This window comes from Streptomyces sp. NPDC002144, assembly GCF_053593695.1.
This window is the reverse complement of record NZ_JBSFDB010000028.1, coordinates 82,904-101,544: the sequence shown is the minus strand read 5'-3', so window position 1 is coordinate 101,544 and position 18,641 is coordinate 82,904. Positions and strand designations below refer to the sequence as shown.

The 18,641-nt window shown below is 69.3% G+C and carries 16 protein-coding genes; 12 read left to right on the top strand and 4 right to left on the bottom strand.

The features are described 5' to 3' along the window. Positions 1 to 108: 108 nt before the first annotated feature. Complete coding sequence (gene panB, locus ACWCQ1_RS34530; protein ID WP_451028155.1) at positions 109 to 975, bottom strand: 3-methyl-2-oxobutanoate hydroxymethyltransferase; 867 nt, start codon at positions 973 to 975, stop codon at positions 109 to 111. 256 nt (positions 976 to 1,231) lie between these two features. Here panB and ACWCQ1_RS34525 point away from each other — a divergent pair, with 256 nt between their 5' ends. From ACWCQ1_RS34525 to ACWCQ1_RS34510, 4 genes are all read left to right on the top strand, one after another. Then, positions 1,232 to 2,821 carry an MFS transporter gene (locus tag ACWCQ1_RS34525; protein WP_358606868.1) on the top strand — a complete coding sequence of 530 codons (1,590 nt, stop codon included), beginning with the start codon at positions 1,232 to 1,234 and terminating at the stop codon, positions 2,819 to 2,821. A 64-nt stretch (positions 2,822 to 2,885) separates the two neighbouring features. Next, positions 2,886 to 3,503: a TetR/AcrR family transcriptional regulator gene (locus ACWCQ1_RS34520; RefSeq protein WP_451028154.1), complete on the top strand. Its 618-nt coding sequence runs from the start codon at positions 2,886 to 2,888 to the stop codon at positions 3,501 to 3,503. 288 nt (positions 3,504 to 3,791) lie between these two features. Then, positions 3,792 to 4,760 (top strand): endonuclease/exonuclease/phosphatase family protein, encoded by a 969-nt coding sequence (locus ACWCQ1_RS34515; RefSeq protein ID WP_451028178.1) that lies wholly within the window; start codon positions 3,792 to 3,794, stop codon positions 4,758 to 4,760. 98 nt (positions 4,761 to 4,858) lie between these two features. Beyond that, positions 4,859 to 6,076, top strand: coding sequence for an MFS transporter (locus ACWCQ1_RS34510; RefSeq protein ID WP_451028153.1), 1,218 nt, complete (start codon positions 4,859 to 4,861; stop codon positions 6,074 to 6,076). Positions 6,077 to 6,177: 101 nt separating this feature from the next. Here the strand turns inward: ACWCQ1_RS34510 and ACWCQ1_RS34505 are convergent, their stop codons facing one another. Next, positions 6,178 to 7,017, bottom strand: a complete 840-nt coding sequence (locus ACWCQ1_RS34505; protein ID WP_451028152.1) for a G1 family glutamic endopeptidase — start codon at positions 7,015 to 7,017, stop codon at positions 6,178 to 6,180. Between the two features lie 157 nt (positions 7,018 to 7,174). On the opposite strand from ACWCQ1_RS34505, the gene ACWCQ1_RS34500 reads away from it, so the two are divergent. Beyond that, positions 7,175 to 7,495: a hypothetical protein gene (locus ACWCQ1_RS34500; RefSeq protein WP_451028151.1), complete on the top strand. Its 321-nt coding sequence runs from the start codon at positions 7,175 to 7,177 to the stop codon at positions 7,493 to 7,495. Between the two features lie 74 nt (positions 7,496 to 7,569). Here the strand turns inward: ACWCQ1_RS34500 and ACWCQ1_RS34495 are convergent, their stop codons facing one another. Next, positions 7,570 to 8,931, bottom strand: a complete 1,362-nt coding sequence (locus tag ACWCQ1_RS34495) for a glutamine synthetase family protein (RefSeq protein WP_133043003.1) — start codon at positions 8,929 to 8,931, stop codon at positions 7,570 to 7,572. A gap of 309 nt (positions 8,932 to 9,240) precedes the next feature. On the opposite strand from ACWCQ1_RS34495, the gene ACWCQ1_RS34490 reads away from it, so the two are divergent. Further along, the gene (locus tag ACWCQ1_RS34490; protein ID WP_451028150.1) at positions 9,241 to 10,431 is read left to right on the top strand and encodes a globin domain-containing protein; all 1,191 of its coding nucleotides are present in this window, start codon (positions 9,241 to 9,243) and stop codon (positions 10,429 to 10,431) included. A 25-nt stretch (positions 10,432 to 10,456) separates the two neighbouring features. Here ACWCQ1_RS34490 and ACWCQ1_RS34485 read toward each other — a convergent pair whose 3' ends face one another. Next, entirely contained in the window at positions 10,457 to 10,912 is a 456-nt protein-coding gene (locus tag ACWCQ1_RS34485; protein ID WP_451028177.1) for an RrF2 family transcriptional regulator, read from the bottom strand. A gap of 163 nt (positions 10,913 to 11,075) precedes the next feature. Between ACWCQ1_RS34485 and ACWCQ1_RS34480 the strand changes: the two genes are divergently transcribed. The 6 genes from ACWCQ1_RS34480 (at position 11,076) to ACWCQ1_RS34455 (ending at position 18,626) form a co-directional block, all read left to right on the top strand. Further along, positions 11,076 to 11,747, top strand: coding sequence for a DUF3105 domain-containing protein (locus ACWCQ1_RS34480; RefSeq protein WP_451028149.1), 672 nt, complete (start codon positions 11,076 to 11,078; stop codon positions 11,745 to 11,747). Position 11,748: 1 nt separating this feature from the next. After that, positions 11,749 to 12,375: a DUF305 domain-containing protein gene (locus ACWCQ1_RS34475; RefSeq protein ID WP_208780031.1), complete on the top strand. Its 627-nt coding sequence runs from the start codon at positions 11,749 to 11,751 to the stop codon at positions 12,373 to 12,375. 225 nt (positions 12,376 to 12,600) lie between these two features. Beyond that, a complete protein-coding gene (locus ACWCQ1_RS34470; protein ID WP_133042999.1) occupies positions 12,601 to 14,544 on the top strand; it encodes a S53 family peptidase in 1,944 nt (647 codons plus the stop codon). Between the two features lie 77 nt (positions 14,545 to 14,621). Next, complete coding sequence (locus ACWCQ1_RS34465; RefSeq protein ID WP_451028148.1) at positions 14,622 to 14,798, top strand: hypothetical protein; 177 nt, start codon at positions 14,622 to 14,624, stop codon at positions 14,796 to 14,798. Positions 14,799 to 14,941: 143 nt separating this feature from the next. Further along, entirely contained in the window at positions 14,942 to 16,510 is a 1,569-nt protein-coding gene (locus ACWCQ1_RS34460) for a multicopper oxidase family protein (RefSeq protein ID WP_451028147.1), read from the top strand. Positions 16,511 to 16,589: 79 nt separating this feature from the next. After that, entirely contained in the window at positions 16,590 to 18,626 is a 2,037-nt protein-coding gene (locus tag ACWCQ1_RS34455) for an NAD(+) synthase (protein WP_358607905.1), read from the top strand. The last annotated feature ends 15 nt before the right edge of the window (positions 18,627 to 18,641 follow it).

Sequence of the window (18,641 nt, the reverse complement as noted above, 5' to 3'; positions counted from 1 at the left end):
CTACACCACGCCGACAAAGCAGCAGCCCGCCGACGGGGGAAGATCGGCGGGCTGCCTCTGTGCCGCTGTGGCTCTGGTGACGGAGTGCTCGTCGTGGCTCGTGCTTGTTCAGTGGACGGAGTGCTCCTCGAGCGGGAAGGTGCCGCCCACGACGTCCTCCGCGAACTCCTTGACCGCGTTGCCCATGACCTCGCGCAGGTTGGCGTACTGCTTGACGAACTTCGGGACCCGGCCGGCCGTCAGCCCCAGCATGTCGGTCCACACCAGCACCTGCGCGTCCGTCTCCGGACCCGCGCCGATACCGACCGTCGGGATGTGCAGCACCCGCGTCACCTCGGCCGCGAGCTCCGCCGGAACCAGCTCCAGGACCACCGCGAAGGCGCCCGCGTCCTGCACGGCCTTGGCGTCCCGCAGCAGCTGCTGCGCCGCCTCCTCGCCGCGCCCCTGCACCCGGTAGCCCATCGCGTTCACCGACTGCGGGGTCAGCCCGATGTGGGCCATGACCGGGATCCCGGCCTCCACCAGCAGCCGGATCTGCTCGTGCGACCGCTCGCCGCCCTCCAGCTTGACCGCCCCGACGCCGGCGTCCTTGACCAGCCGGGTCGCCGAGCGCAGCGCCTGCACCGGCCCCTCCTGGTACGAGCCGAAGGGGAGGTCGCCGACGATCAGCGCGCGCTGCGTGCCGCGGACGACAGCCGCCGACAGCATGGTCATCTCGTCCAGTGTGACGGGCACGGTCGTCTCGTACCCGAGATGGCAGTTGCCCGCCGAGTCGCCGACCAGGATCACCGGGATGCCGGCCTCGTCGAAGACGGACGCGGTCATCGCGTCGTAGGCGGTGAGCATGGGCCACTTCTCGCCGCGTTCCTTGGCGAGGGCGATGTCGCGAACGGTGATACGGCGGGTGCCCTTGCCCCCGTACAGCGCCTTGCTGCCGTCGGAGGGCTTCGCGTGGGCAGCCGAAAGCTGCGTCATTGCAACGGCTCCTTCAGTCATCTCGAGGCGCCCTGCCGGCGTCCCCGGATCACCCCCATGGTGGCACTTCGTGCCGGGGAGGGCCAGAGGTCCCCCGAGGGACCCCGGTCACGTGACGCGAGGGCCACTCGGGCGAGGCTCGAGGGCCGTTTTGCACGAGGCTCGAGGGTCACTCGCGTAAGGATGGAGTAAAAACAATTCCGATACGAGACGGTGCCGTATCGGAATGGCGCCGGACATGCCTAGTCTGGACCTCATGACCTCCGCACCTGCCCCCGCCACCCGGATACCCGAAGCCGTGCACCGGCGCCGCTGGGCGATCCTCGGCGTTCTGATGCTGAGCCTGCTGATCGTGGTGCTCGACAACTCCATCCTGAACGTCGCCATCAAGACGATCTCCACCCCGGCCCCCACGGGCCTGGGCGCCACGCAGAGCGAGCTGGAGTGGGCGATCAACGCCTACACGCTCGTCTTCGCCGGCCTGCTGTTCACCTCCGGCCTCATCGGCGACCGGGTGGGCCGCAAGAAGGTGCTGCTCGGCGGGCTCGTCGTGTTCGGCGCCGGCTCCGCGCTGGCCGCCGAGTCCGGCTCCCCGACCCAGCTCATCGCCTTCCGGGCGCTGATGGCCCTCGGTGCCGCCTTCGTGATGCCGGCCACCCTCGCGGTCCTGATGAACGTCTTCGAGCGCGAGGAGCAGCCCAAGGCCATCGGCATCTGGGCCGGCGGCGTCGGCCTCGCCATCGCCATCGGCCCGATCACCGGCGGTGTGCTCCTGGACCACTTCTGGTGGGGCTCGGTCTTCCTGATCAACGTCCCGATCGTGATCCTCGCCCTGGTGCTGATGGTCTGGCTGGTGCCCGACTCCCGCGACCCGAGGCCCGGCCGGCTCGACCCGATCGGCGTCGTGCTGTCCGTCGTCGGCCTGGTCCTGCTGGTGTACGGCATCATCAAGGGCGGCCAGCTCGCCGACTTCACCGACCCCCAGGTGCTGTCGACCATCGTCGCCGGTCTCCTCGTGCTCGCCGGGTTCGTGGTCTTCGAGAAGCGCAGCGACCACCCCTCGCTCGACGTCACGTACTTCAAGAACAAGGTGTTCTCGGCCGCCATGGCCGCCATCGCGCTGGTCTTCTTCGCGCTGATGGGCGTCACGTTCTTCGCCGTCTTCTACACCCAGAGCGTGCGCGGCTACTCGCCGCTGCAGTCCGGTCTGCTGATGCTGCCGCTGGCCGCCGCGCAGCTGATCTTCGCGCCGCGCGCCCGGCTGCTGGTCGACCGGTTCGGCAACAAGCTCACCACCGGCGGAGGTCTGGTGCTGCTCGCGGGCATGCTCGCCGCGTTCGCGGGCTTCGAGGCGGACACCCCCATCTGGGTGCTGGAGGTCGTCTTCTTCCTCATGGGCACGGGCATGGCGCATGTGATGACCCCGACCAGCGTGGTCATCATGCAGGCCCTGCCGCGTGAGAAGGCCGGTTCCGCCTCCGCGCTGAGCAACACCTTCCGCCAGGTCGGCGGCGCCCTGGGCATCGCCGTCCTCGGCTCGGTGCTGTCCACCGCCTACCGCAACGGCATCGAGGGCAAGCTCGGCCTCCTGCCGCCCGGTCTGCGGGACACCGCCGCCGAGTCCATCGAGGCCACCCTCGGCGTCGCCGCGAAGCTCGGTCCGAGCGGCAAGTCGCTGGTCACCCCGGCGAACGACGCCTTCCTGCACGCCATGCACGTCACCGCCCTGTGCGGCACCGTCGTCGCGCTGCTCGGCGCGGTGGTGGCGTTCTGGTTCCTGCCGGGCAAGCCCCCGGCGCGTCAGAAGGGCGAGGAGCAGCAGGAGTTGGTGGCCGCGGCGGAATAGCGTCTTCCGCCGTACCGGGGGGCAGCAGGGAGAATCGCTCCAGCACGAGGAAGGGACGACACACGTGAGCCTCGCCGACAGCCCAGCCGCTCCCGGGGCCCCCGTCCGGGGACGCCCCCGCAGTGAGGCGGTCGAACGCGCCGTCATCGAGGGGGTCATGAAACTCCTGGAGGACGGCGTCCCGCTCGCCGAGCTCTCCATCGAGCGCATCGCGCGGACCGCCGGGGTCGGCAAGGCCACCATCTACCGCCGCTGGAGCGGCAAGGAGGAGCTGTTCGTCGACGTCGTCCGCAGCGCCGAGCCCCCCGGCCCCGAGCTGCCCGGCACCTCCATGCGCGACGACCTGGTGGCCCTGCTGGAGCAGCTGCGCCAACGCGGCCTGATGACCCGCTCCTCGGCCATCCTGCACAACGTGCACGCCCAGATGAAGAGCAGCCCCAAGATATGGGCCGCCTACCACGCCACGGTCGTCAGGCCGCGCCGCGAGCTGCAGATCTCCATCCTGCGCCGCGGCCAGGCCGACGGCGAACTGCGCACCGACCTGGACGTCGAACTGCTGAACGACATGTTCGTCGGCCCGATGCTCTTCCGGACCCTGATGCGCCCGGACGCCGACCTGCCCGACGGCCTGTCGGAGGAGATCGTCGACACCCTGCTCGAAGGACTACGGCCCGTCAGTTAACCGGCCGCGTAGCCCGAATGTGCGCGTTCCGTCACAGAGCGCGCTTACCGCCCGCCGATCCGGAACCCCTCGGACCGCCTTCCACGTCCCACTGCCCGTACGGCCGTCATGGGACGGCGGAACGGAACCGATCATCCCCTAGGGTCTTAGGGACACCCCTTCGCGGGTGACGGATGGTGTGCACGGCAGGCAGTGAGGCGACACAGTATGGCGCAGCAGGCGTACATGACGGAGACGGACAACGGAGGCTCGGGACCCGAGCGCCGTAGAGACCGGTTCCGGCGCCTGATGTCACATCTGTTCTCCGGCTGGCGCGGCGACTCCGGGATCTGGCGGCGCGGCATCGTGCTCGCCGCGCTCGCGGTGATCCTCGCCCTCGTCATGCTGCTGCACGCCCGGATCCCCAACCGGGTGGGCAACCTGGGCAGTCTCACCGAGACCTTCCTGCCCTGGCTGGGCCTGCTGATCCCGGTGCTGCTCCTGCTGGCCCTGGTACGCAAGTCGGCCACCGCGCTGATCGCGCTGCTGGTTCCGGTGACCGTCTGGCTGAACCTCTTCGGCGGGCTGCTCAGCGACAAGACCGGCAGCGGCGGCGACCTCACCGTCGCCACGCACAACGTCAACGCCGACAACCCCGACCCGTCCGGCACCGCCCGTGACGTGGCCGCCTCCGGCGCGGACGTGGTGGCCCTGGAGGAGCTGACCGCGACGGCCGTCCCGGTCTACGAGCGGGCGCTGGAGCCGACGTACAAGTACCACTCGGTGCAGGGCACCGTCGGGCTGTGGAGCAAGTACCCGATGAGCGGCGTGCGGGCCGTCGACATCAAGCTCGGCTGGACCCGCGCCATGCGCGCCACGGTGACCACGCCCGAGGGCCCGGTCGCCTTCTACGTCGCCCACCTGCCCTCGGTCCGGGTCAAGCTGGAGGCCGGGTTCACCGCCCGTCAGCGGGACAAGAGCGCCGACGCGCTGGGCGAGGCCATCGCCGACGAGAGGCTGCCGCGCAAGATCCTGCTCGGCGACCTCAACGGCACCATGAACGACCGCTCCCTCAACGGCGTCACCTCCCAGATGCGCTCCACGCAGGGTGCGGCGGGCAACGGCTTCGGGTTCAGCTGGCCGGCGTCGTTCCCGATGGCGCGGATCGACCAGATCATGGTCCAGGGCATCGAGCCGGTCAGCTCATGGACGCTGCCCGCGACCGGCAGCGACCACCTTCCGGTGGCCGCCCGTGTGAACCTCGACACCAGCTCGTAACCCGCTGGAATACCGGGCCTGAGAGGCTTTGTTCCGCCAGTGAACATACACTGGCGGAACACACGCCCCTCCACCCTCCGAAAGGAACAGGCCCCTTCATGCCCCTGGCCCTGCTCGCACTGGCCGTCGGCGCTTTCGGCATTGGCACCACCGAGTTCGTGATGATGGGCCTGCTGCCCGATGTCGCGGACGACCTGCACATCTCGATCCCCACCGCCGGGCACCTGGTCTCGGCGTACGCGCTGGGCGTCGTGATCGGTGCCCCGCTCCTCGCCGCGCTCACCGCCCGGATGTCGCGCCGCACGGTCCTGATCGGCCTGATGGCGCTGTTCGTCGCGGGCAACGCGCTGTCCGCGTTCGCCCCCGGCTACGACTCCCTGCTGGCCGCCCGCTTCCTCAGCGGCCTGCCGCACGGTGCCTTCTTCGGCGTCGGCGCCGTCGTCGCGACGAACATGGTCGCGCCGGAGCGCAAGGCCCGCTCCGTCTCGCTGATGTTCCTGGGCCTGACGGTCGCCAACATCGCGGGCGTACCCGTCGCCACGCTCATGGGCCAGCACCTGGGCTGGCGCGCCACCTTCCTCGGCGTCGGCGCGATCGGCCTGGCCGCGATCGCCTCGCTGGCCGCCCTGATCCCGCACGACCACACCCACGCACATGCCGCCGGACTGCGCCGCGAACTGTCGGCCCTGCGCTCGCTCCCCGTCTGGCTGGCCCTCGGCACCACGGTCGCCGGCTTCGGCGCGCTGTTCGCCGCCTACAGCTACATCACCCCGATGCTCACCGGCGCCGCCGGATACGCCGAGTCCAGCGTCACCCTGCTGCTGGCCCTGTTCGGCGTCGGCGCGACGGCCGGCAACCTGGTCGGCGGCCGCCTCGCGGACCACTCCCTGCGAGGCACGCTCTTCGGCGGCCTGGTCTCCCTGGCGGCCGTCCTCGCCCTCTTCCCGCTCCTGATGCACACACAGTGGAGCGCCGCGCTGGCGGTCGCCCTGCTCGGCGCGGCGGCCTTCATCACCGGTTCGCCCCTGCAGCTGATGGTCATGGAGAAGGCGTCGGCGGCCCCGTCCCTCGCTTCCTCCGCGAACCAGGCCGCGTTCAACCTGGCGAACGCCGGCGGTGCCTGGATCGGCGGCGTCGCCCTGGCCGCGGGCTTCGGGGTGACGTCTCCGTCACTGGCGGGCGCGATGCTGGCGGTGCTGGGGCTTGGCGTGGCGGGGGTTGCTTACGGGGTGGACCGTCGCCGGGTTCCGCAGAGCGGAACAGGCCGACTCGTCGCCGTACACCTGCCGGAGGCGTCGGAAGTACTGCACCGCTGACGTCCACTTCGACCGCGCGCACGTCGCCGGAGCGGCACGAAGCCCCTCGCGCCGCTCCCGGCGGACAGCCCCGTGCCCAGCTGTACCTCCGCTGTGACGGTTTACCGCGCTTGGCCGGCTGCGCTCGACGACTTGCTGATCGACACCTTTGAGCAGATGTGCTCAGATCCCTTGGCCTTATGGATTACCGTGACGTCCGTGTCGCTTGGCTTCGTCGCGGGCGCAGCCAAGACAGGACTGGAACTTGGCTCACTCGAGTCATCAGTGATCTTCCACTGTTTCCATGTTCCAGTGCCTCCCGGTCCACGGTGAATCGTTATGCTTCCGAAGTCAGGCAGCACGTCCCGGCAATTCGGACTGCCATAGCCAAGCCATTCAGCGCGGTGGGGTCTTTCCACAATCCACTCCTTTGAGGAAGTGGCTCTTCCCTTGTCTCGTGAGATCGCCACGGGTGGGATCTCAACGCTTTCCCCGTTCTTTGTCACATCGAATCTATAGGTCCATTTTCCCTTCGCGTCCTTTACGTGCTCGATCTTTGCTGAGATTCGAGCATTCGCGTCTACGCCACCCAGCGTCTCGCCGTGAGCCCCCGTGCGGTCGATCCATTCATAGACGAGTTGGTGGAATGCTATGCCGGCCAGGCAAACGGTAACTGTCCCTGCTTTGATGAGCGGTTCGGTGTCTCCGGCCTTGTTGACCCTCTCTGCTCCACCCAGGCCAACCCATATGGCGAAACTGGGCTGGTGATCGGGGTTATGCAGGACAGGGCACTCCACCTTGGAGGGCCGCCACGATCCTTCGACCGACTGGGCTTGCGGGCCGGCTATCTCAAGGCCCGCCCATCCTGGGTTCGGAACCGGTTCCCCTGTTGCGCTTGCAGGTGCTGAAGCCAATGAAAGAAGAGCTGCTGTTGCGCTGGCCAGAAAGATTCGACACTTCATGGCACAATTCCGATTCGGGAATTTCGCATAAGCGGTTGGGGAGATTGAGTGGCCGCCGCTCATGGATGAGCCTCTATGGGATCACGAAGCCCCGCGCTCATTCGGTGCAGACCAGATGGGGTCACCCATCACTTCTACCGGAACACTGCTGCCCGCTATGCGCAACCTGGACAGCGGCACACGAGTCCGCGATCCGTGGTCATGCGATCCTCTGCCTCGGCTGGCGACCGCTCGGCTCCTTCAGCCGGAACGCATCCGAGACTGGCTCAGCGAGTTGGAGCAGACCGTACCCGCATCGCCGTACCGAGAGGTGTCGATGGCGGAGCTCAGCCGGAACGTCGGCAAGCGGAAGCTGGACGTGCTGGAAGAGCTGATCAGCGCCATCAGGACGTCCCATGACGAGATCGATACATGGATCGTCGCTGCGGAGCAGGCCACTCCGGCCTCAGACGGCCCAGAGACGGCACGGGGGCAGTGAGACGCCACGGGGCCGACGGTCCATGACCGTCGGCCCCGGTAGCCGATCTCGCTGTGAAACCGCCCTACCTGCCCCTACAGCACCGGCAGGTTCTTCCGCAGCTCGAACGCCGTCACCTCGGAGCGGTACTCCTCCCACTCCTGCTTCTTGTTGCGCAGGAAGAAGTCGAAGACGTGCTCGCCCAGGGTCTCGGCGACCAGGTCGCTGCGTTCCATCAGGGTCAGGGCCTCGCCGAGGTTCTGGGGGAGGGGTTCGATGCCCATCGCGCGGCGCTCCGCGTCGGAGAGGGCCCAGACGTCGTCCTCGGCGCCCGGAGGGAGTTCGTAGCCCTCCTCGATGCCCTTGAGGCCGGCGGCCAGCAGGACGGCGTAGGCCAGGTACGGGTTGGCGCCGGAGTCGAGGGAGCGGACCTCCACGCGCGCGGAGCCGGTCTTGCCGGGCTTGTACATCGGGACGCGGACCAGGGCCGAGCGGTTGTTGTGGCCCCAGCAGATGTAGGAGGGAGCCTCGCCACCGGCGCCGGCCGTGCGCTCCGAGCCGCCCCAGATGCGCTTGTAGGAGTTGACCCACTGGTTGGTGACCGCGGAGATCTCCGCCGCGTGGCGCAGCAGGCCCGCGATGAAGGAGCGGCCGACCTTGGAGAGCTGGTACTCCGAGCCGGACTCGTAGAACGCGTTGCGGTCGCCCTCGAAGAGGGAGAGGTGGGTGTGCATGCCGGAGCCCGGGTGCTCCGAGAAGGGCTTGGGCATGAAGGTCGCCTGGACCCCCTGCTCCAGCGCCACCTGCTTCATGACCAGGCGGAAGGTCATGATGTTGTCGGCCGTGGAGAGGGCGTCGGCGTAGCGCAGGTCGATCTCCTGCTGGCCGGGTGCGCCCTCGTGGTGGGAGAACTCGACCGAGATGCCCATCGACTCCAGCATGGTGATCGCCTGACGGCGGAAGTCCATGCCGATGTTCTGCGGGGTGTGGTCGAAGTAGCCGGAGTTGTCGGCGGGGGTGGGGCGCGTACCGTCGAGCGGGCGGTCCTTCAGCAGGAAGAACTCGATCTCCGGGTGCGTGTAGAAGGTGAAACCCAGGTCGGAGCCGCGCGTGAGGGCGCGCTTGAGGACGTAGCGCGGGTCGGCGAAGGACGGGGAGCCGTCCGGCATGAGGATGTCGCAGAACATCCGGGCCGTGCCGGGGGCCTCGGCGCGCCAGGGCAGGATCTGGAAGGTGGACGGGTCCGGCTTGGCGATCATGTCGGACTCGTATACACGGGCGAAGCCCTCGATGGCCGAACCGTCGAAGCCGATGCCCTCATCGAACGCCTGTTCAAGCTCGGCGGGGGCCACGGCGACGGACTTGAGGAAGCCCAGCACGTCCGTGAACCACAGGCGTACGAACCGGATGTCGCGCTCCTCCAACGTCCGGAGCACGAACTCCTGCTGCTTGTCCATCTTCCGCTTCCCCATCCTTGCTGGTCAGGCCGCCTGTCTCCCTGTCCCGCAGGAGGCGGTCGGGCACCTGAGCATCACACCACAACAGCATTTCATGCGCGTTGCCGACCTTGATCGTCGAAGCGACCTCGGCCTGAACGCCTCACGTATGCCAGGTGTACGGCTCTGCCGCCCATCTTGCCTGCTCGGACTGACATCCGTAATGCCCGGCCCCGCCTCACACGTGACCATCGCCACCCGCGCTTAATTTGCATCCCAGATTCCAGTTTAAATACGGTTCCGATCAGCCGAGATCACGAGGAGCCCCCGATGCTGTCCGAACCAGCCGCCGCAACCGTCCGCGCCACCCTCCCCGCCGTCGGAGCACACCTCGGCGAGATCACCGAGCGCTTCTACGCCGGTCTGTTCGCCGCCCGCCCGGAGCTGCTGCGCGACCTGTTCAACCGCGGCAACCAGGCCGCCGGCACCCAGCGCCAGGCCCTCGCCGGCTCGATCGCCGCCTTCGCGACCCACCTCCTGGACCACCCGGACCGGCGGCCGGACGCGATGCTCACCCGCATCGCCCACAAGCACGCCTCCCTCGGGGTAGCTCCCGAGCAGTACGCGCTGGTCCACGAGCACCTCTTCGCCGCCATCGCCGAGGTCCTGGGCGAGGCCGTCACCCCGCAGGTCGCGGCCGCCTGGGACGAGGTCTACTGGCTGATGGCGAACGCCCTCGTGGCGATCGAGAAGCGGCTGTACGAGGAGAGCGCGGACGGGTCCGGCTGGCGGGAGTGGGAGGTCGTGGAACGGGTCGCCGAGACCGCCGACGTGGTCTCCTTCCGGCTGCGGCCCGTGGACGGCGGCCCGGTCGCCGACTTCCGCGCGGGCCAGTACGTCTCCGTACGTGCCGAACTCCCGGACGGCGCCCGCCAGATACGCCAGTACAGCCTCTCCGGCGCCCCGGGCTCGCCCCTGCGCCGGATCAGCGTGAAGCGCGTCCACGACGGCGCCTCGCCCGACGGAGAGGTCTCACAGCACCTCCACGCGCGCGTGCGTGAGGGCGACGTCCTGGAGCTGTCCGCCCCGTACGGCGACCTCGTCCTGGACGCCACCGACGGCACCCCGCTGCTGCTCGCCTCCGTCGGCATCGGAGTGACCCCCATGATCGCGATGCTGGCCCGGCTCGCGGCGGACGGTCACGGCGGCCCGGTCACCGTCGTCCACGGCGACCGCTCCCCCGCCGACCACGCGCTGCTCGCCGACCACGAGGCCTGCACGGCGAAGCTCGCGGACGCCACGACGCACTTCTGGTACGAGCGGGACGCCACCCCGGGCACCCGCACCGGCCTGGTCGACCTCGCCGACGTCGACGTACCCGCCGGCACACGCGCGTACCTGTGCGGTCCGCTCCCCTTCATGCGGGCGGTCCGCGCGCAGCTGATCGGGAAGGGCGTGGCCCCGGCCGACATCCACTACGAGATGTTCGGCCCCGACCTCTGGCTCGCCGCCCAGGCCTGACGGGCTCCGGCCCGCCCTGAGAACCCTAAGAACCCTGAGAGGTCCAGGAAGCGCGGCCGATCTCCAGCAGGAGGGGGCCGGTCGGGGCGGCGACCATGTCGGCCACCGTCAGCGGGTCCAGCGAGGCGTAGAAGGCCTCCTGGGCCCGGCGCAGGGCGCCCCGGAGACGGCAGGCGGAGTTCAGGGGGCAGGGGGAGGTACCGCCCTCGCAGTCGACGACGTCACCGTCGCCCTCGAAGGCGCGCACCACGCCGCCGACGGAGGCCGTACGGCCCTTGGCGCTCAGGGACAGCCCGCCGCCCCGGCCACGGCGGGCGTCGACCAGACCCTGGTGCTGGAGTTCGGCGACGACCTTCGCCGCGTGCGTGTACGGCACGTCCATGTCCGCCGCGACCTCGCGGGTCGTCGGACTGGACTCGCCGGCGACGGCGAGCCGCATCAGGACGCGCAGGGCGAGGTCGGTGGAGCGCAGCAGCCGCATACCGGCAGCGTAGATAATGCGCATCTGCGGTTCAAATTATCGCTCGATTCCTGTCGGATACGTATCGATCCGGCCTTTCCTGTGCCCTGCCTGCGAATCGCCCCTCCGTCCCCATTACGATCAGCCCACCCGACGTCCCTTCCCCCCTATAAGGACACCCGCCATGGGCTCGAAGACCACCAGTGCCGCCCGCAAGGCGCGCATAGAGGAGATGCGGCGCGCCGAGAAGGCCCGTGAACGGCGCAATCGCATCCTCGTCATCGGCGCGAGCGTGGTCGTCGTCGCCGGTCTCGTCGTCGGCGGTGTGGTCCTCGTCAACAGCCAGTCGGACAAGAAGAGCGACAGCGCGAGCGACGCCAAGGGCGGCAGCTCCGGGGATTCCGGGCACTTCACCACCGGCAAGGACGGCGTGCAGACCTGGTCGGGCAAGCTGTCCCGCAACCACGTCTCGGGGACGGTGAGTTACCCGATGCACCCGCCGGTCGGCGGCAACCACAACCCGGTGTGGCTCAACTGCAACGGCAACGTCTACACCAAGGCCGTCAAGGACGAGAACGCCGTGCACGCGCTGGAGCACGGCGCGGTGTGGGTGACGTACACCGACAAGGCGAAGAAGTCCGACGTGGACACGCTCGCGGCGAAGGTGAAGCAGACGCCGTACTCCCTGATGAGCCCGTACACCAACCAGACCTCGCCGATCGAGCTGACGGCGTGGGGCCACCAGCTCGGCGTGACGAGCGCGGACGACCCGAAGGTCGCCAAGTTCTTCGAGACGTACGTCCAGGGGAAGCAGACTCCCGAGCCTGGTGCCTCGTGCACGGGCGGGACGATGTGACATGAGGAAGCACATCGGCTGGATCGCGGGAACCGCCGCGGCGGCGCTCGTCGCGGCCGGCGCGATCACCTATGCGGTCGCCGAGGACGGCGGGTCGAGCACGGGCACGCCGGCCGCGGAGTCCGCCGACGCGGGGTTCGCCCGGGACATGGCGGTCCATCACCAGCAGGCCGTCGAGATGTCGTACATCGTCCGCGACCGCACGAAGAACGTGGAAGTGCGGCGCCTCGCCTACGACATCGCGCAGACGCAGGCCAACCAGCGCGGGATGCTGCTGGGCTGGCTGGATCTGTGGGGGCTGCCGAAGGTGTCGGCGAAGCCGCCGATGTCCTGGATGGGCATGGGGGACATGCCCGAGCGCGGGGACGGCTCGCTGATGCCCGGCATGGCGACGGACACCGAGATGAAGAAGCTCGGCACCCTCAACGGCAAGCAGGCCGAGATCTTCTACCTCCAGCTCATGACGGACCATCACAAGGGCGGCATCCACATGGCCGAGGGCTGTGTCGCCAAGTGCCGGGTCGGCGTGGAGAAGCAGCTCGCGCAGGGCATGGTCGACGCGCAGCAGTCCGAGATCAAGCTGATGGCGGACATGCTCAAGGAGCGCGGCGCGAAGCCCAGGTCGTAGGAATTACCGTCGAAGGCCGAAAACACCGTAGGACGTAAGCCTCAAATCGCCTCGGACAGCGCTTCCTTGGGTTCTTCTTGGTGTTCTCATTCCCCTGGCATGAACCGTTCATCGAAAGAGTGGCCCCTACCGTGTGATCCAATTCCGTGCCTCCGCCGCGGCTCGGTCTACGCGGATCACCGATGACCGACCACACATGCGAAGAACCGCATCGCAGGGGGTTCCATGAGATCCAACCGCGCCAAACTTCGCGCAGTGAGCATGGCGGCGACGCTGCCCATGATCACCGGCGCGCTGGCGCTCGGCATACCCGCGGCGCACGCCGCGGACAACCCGGCCCGTGACGCACTGGCGGGCACCAAGCCCGCGTGGGCCACGGCCAAGGCGGACAAGGGTGACGCCTCGAACGCCGCCCAGGTGAAGCTCCGGGTCTACCTGGCCGGCCGGAACGCGACGGGTCTCGCCGCGTACGCGAAGGCCGTGTCCGACCCGAGCTCGCCGCTGTACGGCAAGTACCTGAGCGCCAAGAAGGCGCAGGCCGCGTTCGGCGCGACCAAGGCCCAGGTGGCCGCGGTCAAGTCGTGGCTGACGGCCAACGGCCTGAAGGTCACCGGCGTCGCGCAGCACTACGTCTCCGTCACCGGTGACGTGGCCGCCGCCGAGAAGGCGTTCGGCACCCAGCTGCACAACTTCGTCAAGGGCTCGAAGACCTACCGCGCGCCGTCGAAGACGGCCTCGGTGCCGGACAGCCTCAAGGGCGCCGTCCTGACCGTCACCGGCCTGGACAACGCCCCGCACAAGGCGAGCCACGACGACCAGCTGCCCGGTCCCGGCTCCGTGTTCAAGAACTCCGGGCCGTTCTCCTCGTACTTCGGCTCGAACATCGCGACCACGCTGCCGGACGCGTACGGCACGAAGATCCCGTACGCCATCGAGGGCTACACCGGCAAGCAGCTGCGTGCCGCCTACGGCGCGGGCCAGTACACGGGCAAGGGGGTGCGCGTCGCCATCACGGACGCGTTCGCCTCGCCGACCATCGCCTTCGACGCGCAGACTTACGCGAAGAAGCACGGTGACGCGGCCTGGAAGACCGGCCAGCTGAACCAGGTGCTGCCCAAGAAGTACACGCACACCGGCGCCGACGAGTGCGACGCCTCCGGCTGGTACGGCGAGGAGACCCTCGACGTCGAGGCCGTGCACGCGGTCGCGCCGGACGCGCACGTCACGTACGTGGGCGGCGCGTCCTGCCTGGACGACGACCTGCTGGACTCGCTGAGCAAGGTGGTGGACAACCACCTCGCCGACATCGTCTCCAACTCGTGGGGCGACATCGAGGCCAACCAGACGCCGGACCTCGCGGCCGCCTACGACCAGGTGTTCCAGTTCGGCGCGGTCGAGGGCATCGGCTTCTACTTCTCCTCCGGTGACAACGGCGACGAGGTCGCCAACACCGGTACGAAGCAGGTCGACACCCCCGCCAACTCGGCCTGGGTGACGGCGGTCGGCGGTACCTCGCTCGCGGTCGGCAAGGGCGACACGTACCAGTGGGAGACCGGCTGGGGCACCGAGAAGGCCCTGCTGTCCGCGGACGGCAAGAGCTGGACCAACTTCCCCGGCGCGTTCACCTCGGGTGCGGGCGGCGGCACCAGCAAGACGGTCGCCGAGCCGTTCTACCAGAAGGGTGTCGTCCCGGACGCGCTCGCCAAGGCCAACAACGCCGCCGGCAACCGCGTCGTCCCGGACATCGCGGCCATCGCCGACCCCAACACCGGTTTCAAGGTCGGCCAGACGCAGACCTTCCCGGACGGGTCGGAGCAGTACAGCGAGTACCGCATCGGCGGCACCTCGCTCGCCGCTCCGGTGATCGCGGCCGTCCAGGCCCTGGCCCAGGAGGCGCGTGGCGGCAAGGCGATCGGTTTCGCCAACCCGGAGATCTACGCCCGCTACAACAAGGGTGTGTACCACGACGTCACCGACAAGCCGACCGGCAAGGACCTCGCGGTCGCCCGTGTCGACTTCGCCAACAGCGTTGACGCCTCGGGCGGTCTGATCACCTCGGTCCGCAGCCTCGGCAAGGACAGCTCGCTGTCCGCGGTCAAGGGCTACGACGACGTCACCGGCGTGGGCACGCCCGCGAACGGCTACGTCGCGTCGTACCGGAAGCACTGAGCCTTTCCGGTGATCGTGCGCCCGTTCCCCTCGGGGAGCGGGCGCACACGCATACCCGGCGGGGTTAGCCTGCGGACATGACCCCGCCGCGGAGACAGACGTACGGACGGCTGCCGCTGTTCGCGCCACTGCTCCTCGGCATCATCGCGTTGCTGGGCTCTTTCACGCTCCTCCTCCTGCTGCCGGCCGCCGGTCTCGGCGTCGCCGCATCCGCTCTCCCCCTGCCGTCCCGGCTGTCGGTGCTGCGCATATAGGCCCGCACACCGGCCGCTTCGCGCTGGCCGCGTGATCTCACCCGTGCGGGGTGGGAACCTCCGCGCCGTGGGCGGTGTACCAGAAGCAGCAGATGCGTCCAGGCCAGCCCTTCGCACCCCCTATGACGAGGTGTCAGCACATCATGCGTACTCCCACGCGCCGTTCCGTCCTCGGCGCATCCATCACCGTCGCCGGGGCGGGGTTCCTGGCCGCCTGCTCGGGCTCGGCATCCTCCGGACACAGCGGCTCCGCGGCGAGCGATCCCAAGGGCTATGTCGACCCGGCCGGCAAGGAGGTCGCCGCCGCGGAGCAGCGACGCGCGGCGCGCGGACGCGGCGCGGTGCGCACGATCCGCCTCACCGCCACCCGGTCCTCGCTGAACCTCGGCGAGCGCAAGGTCACCTCCTGGTCGTACGGCGGCGCCCTGCCCGGCAAGGAGATGCGCGTCACCGCGGGCGACACCCTCGCCGTGACCCTGGCCAACCACCTCCCCGACACCACGTCCCTGCACTGGCACGGCATCGCCCTGCGCAACGACATGGACGGCGTCCCCGGTCTCACTCAGCGCGTGATCGAACCGGGCGCGGACTTCACCTACCGCTTCACGGTCTCGCACCCGGGCACGTACTGGTTCCATCCGCACTCCGGCGTCCAGCTCGACCGCGGGCTGTACGCGCCGCTGATCGTGGAAGACCCCAAGGAGCCCCTGTCCTACGACAAGGAGTGGGTGGTCGTCCTGGACGACTGGCTGGACGGGGTGGACGGCACCACCCCGGACGCCGTGTTCGCGCAGCTGACCGGCGGCAGGGGGATGAGCATGGGCGGCGGCATGGGCGACATGCCGATGGACCAGCACGGTACGTCCTCACCCTCCGCCCGGTCCCGGATGACGGCAGGCGGTCACAGCGACCTGCTGGGCGGTGACCCCGGCGATGTCGAGTACCCGTTCTTCCTGGTCAACGGGCGTACGGCGAAGGCGCCTTCGGCCTTCAAGGCGCGTCCCGGGGACCGGATCCGCATCCGGTTCGTCAATGCCGGCGGGGACACTGCCTTCCGGGTCGCCCTCGGTGGGCACGAGATGACGGTGACGCACACGGACGGCTACCCGGTCAAGCACGCGCGCACGGACGCGCTGCTGATCGGCATGGGCGAGCGCTACGACGTGCTGGTGACAGCCGGTGACGGTGTCTTCCCGCTGACCGCGCTGGCCGAGGGCAAGGATGCGTCGACGATGGCGCTGCTGCGCACGGGGGGCGGCGGCACGCCCTCGGCCGGCACCCGTCCGGGCGAGCTGGACCGAAGGCTGCTGACCGCGGACCGGCTGAGGGCGGACCAGTCCGTGGCGCTGAAGCGCAAGAACCCGGACCGGACGATCAGGCTCCGGCTCACCGGCAGGATGACGCAGTACGACTGGGCCTTCGACGGCAAGCCGTACACGCCCTCGCAGCGCCATCCGGTGCGGGCCGGTGAGCGGGTCCGGCTGGAGTTCGTGAACTCCACGGCCATGTGGCACCCGCTCCATGTGCACGGACACACCTTCGCCCTGGCCGATGTGACGGGAGGCCCGCGCAAGGACACGGCGATCGTGCTGCCGAGGAAGACCCTCAGGGTCGACTTCGACGCCGACAACCCAGGGCTGTGGATGATCCACTGCCACAACGTCTACCACGCGGAGGCGGGGATGATGACCGTGCTGGGCTACGAGAGCTGACGGCCCGCGCGGGCGGCGCGGGGTGCGCCCCGCACCCCGCCTCACCGATCGCGTCGCTCTGACGATTACACTGGATTCCGTGCCTCAGTCGAACTTCTGGTCCATTTATCAGCACGGGTTCGCACGCGTCGCCGCGTGTACGGGTCACACCGTCATCGCGGATCCGCCCGCCAACGCCGAAGCGGTGCTGCGCCAGGCGCGCAGATGTGCCGAGGAGGGGGTCGCCGTCGCCGTCTTCCCGGAGATGGGGCTGTGCGGCTACTCGATCGAGGATCTGCTGCTGCAGGACGCGCTGCTCGACCAGGTCGAGGACGCGGTCGCGGAAGTGGTAGCCGGGTCGGCCGAGTTGCTGCCGGTGCTGGTCGTCGGCGCCCCGCTGCGCCACCGCAACCGGGTCTACAACTGCGCGGTGGTGGTGCACCGCGGCCGGGTCCTCGGGGTCGTGCCGAAGTCGTACCCGCCGAACTACCGGGAGTTCTACGAGCGCCGGCAGATCGCGGACGGCGCGGACGAGCGAGGCGGATCGATCCGTCTGGGCGGCGAGAGCGTGCCGTTCGGCGTGGATCTGCTGTTCACCGCCGAGGACGTGCCGGGCCTGGTGCTGTTCGCGGAGATCTGCGAGGACATGTGGGTCCCGGTGCCGCCCAGTGCGGAGGCCGCCCTCGCCGGCGCGACCGTCCTGGTCAACCTCTCGGGCAGCCCGATCACGGTCGGGCGGGCCGAGGACCGCAAGCTGCTGTGCCGCTCGGCGTCCTCGCGCTGCCTGGCCGCGTACGTCTACGCGGCGGCGGGCCTCGGCGAGTCGACGACCGACCTGTCCTGGGACGGACAGGCCCTGGTCTACGAGAACGGTGTGCTGCTGGCCGAGACCGAGCGTTTCCCGCTCGGCGACGAGTACGCCGTGGCCGACGTGGACCTGGACCTGCTGCGGCAGGAGCGCATGCGGATGGGCACGTTCGACGACAACCGCCGTACGCACAGCGCGCGGACCGGTGACTTCCGGACGGTGTCCTTCGAACTCGCCCCGCCGCAGACGGATGTGGGGCTCAGGCGCCGCGTCGAACGGTTCCCGTTCGTGCCGGCCGACGCCGAGCGGCTCGCCCAGGACTGCTACGAGGCGTACAACATCCAGGTCGAGGGCCTGCAGCAGCGGCTCGCGGCGATCGGCGGCCCCAAGGTGGTCATCGGGGTGTCCGGCGGTCTGGACTCCACGCACGCGCTGATCGTCGCCGCCCGGGCGATGGACCGGGCCGGGCGTCCGCGCAGCGACATCCTGGCCTGGACGCTGCCCGGTTTCGCCACCAGCGACCACACCAAGGACAACGCCCACAAGCTGATGGCCGCGCTCGGGGTCACCGCGGCCGAGCTGGACATCACGCCGACCGCGCGTCTGATGCTGCAGGAGATGGGGCATCCCTTCGCCTCCGGTGAGCCGGTGTACGACGTCACCTTCGAGAACGTGCAGGCGGGACTGCGCACCGACTACCTGTTCCGGCTGGCCAACCAGCGGGGCGGCATCGTGCTCGGCACGGGTGACCTCTCGGAACTGGCGCTGGGCTGGTCCACGTACGGTGTGGGCGACCAGATGAGCCACTACAACGTCAACTCGGGCGTGCCGAAGACACTGATCCAGCATCTGATCCGGTGGGTCATCACCAGCGGCCAGCACGACGAGGAGACGGGCCGGACGCTCGCCGCGATCCTCGACACCGAGATCAGCCCGGAGCTGGTGCCGGGTGAGGAGATGCAGTCCACCGAGTCGAAGATCGGGCCGTACGCGCTGCACGACTTCACGCTGTTCCACGTGCTGCGCTACGGCTTCCGGCCGTCGAAGATCGCCTTCCTGGCCTGGCACGCCTGGCACGACCCGAAGACGGGTGCCTGGCCGCCGAACTTCCCCGAGGCCAAGCGGGTGGCGTACGACCTGCCGGAGATCCGGCACTGGCTGGAGGTCTTCTGCCGGCGCTTCTTCGCCTTCGCCCAGTTCAAGCGCTCGGCGATGCCGAACGGGCCGAAGGTCTCGGCGGGCGGTTCGCTGTCGCCGCGGGGTGACTGGCGTGCACCGAGCGACAGTTCGGCACGGGCCTGGCTGCGGGATCTGGAGCGGTTCGACTGAGGCCGTCCCGTAACC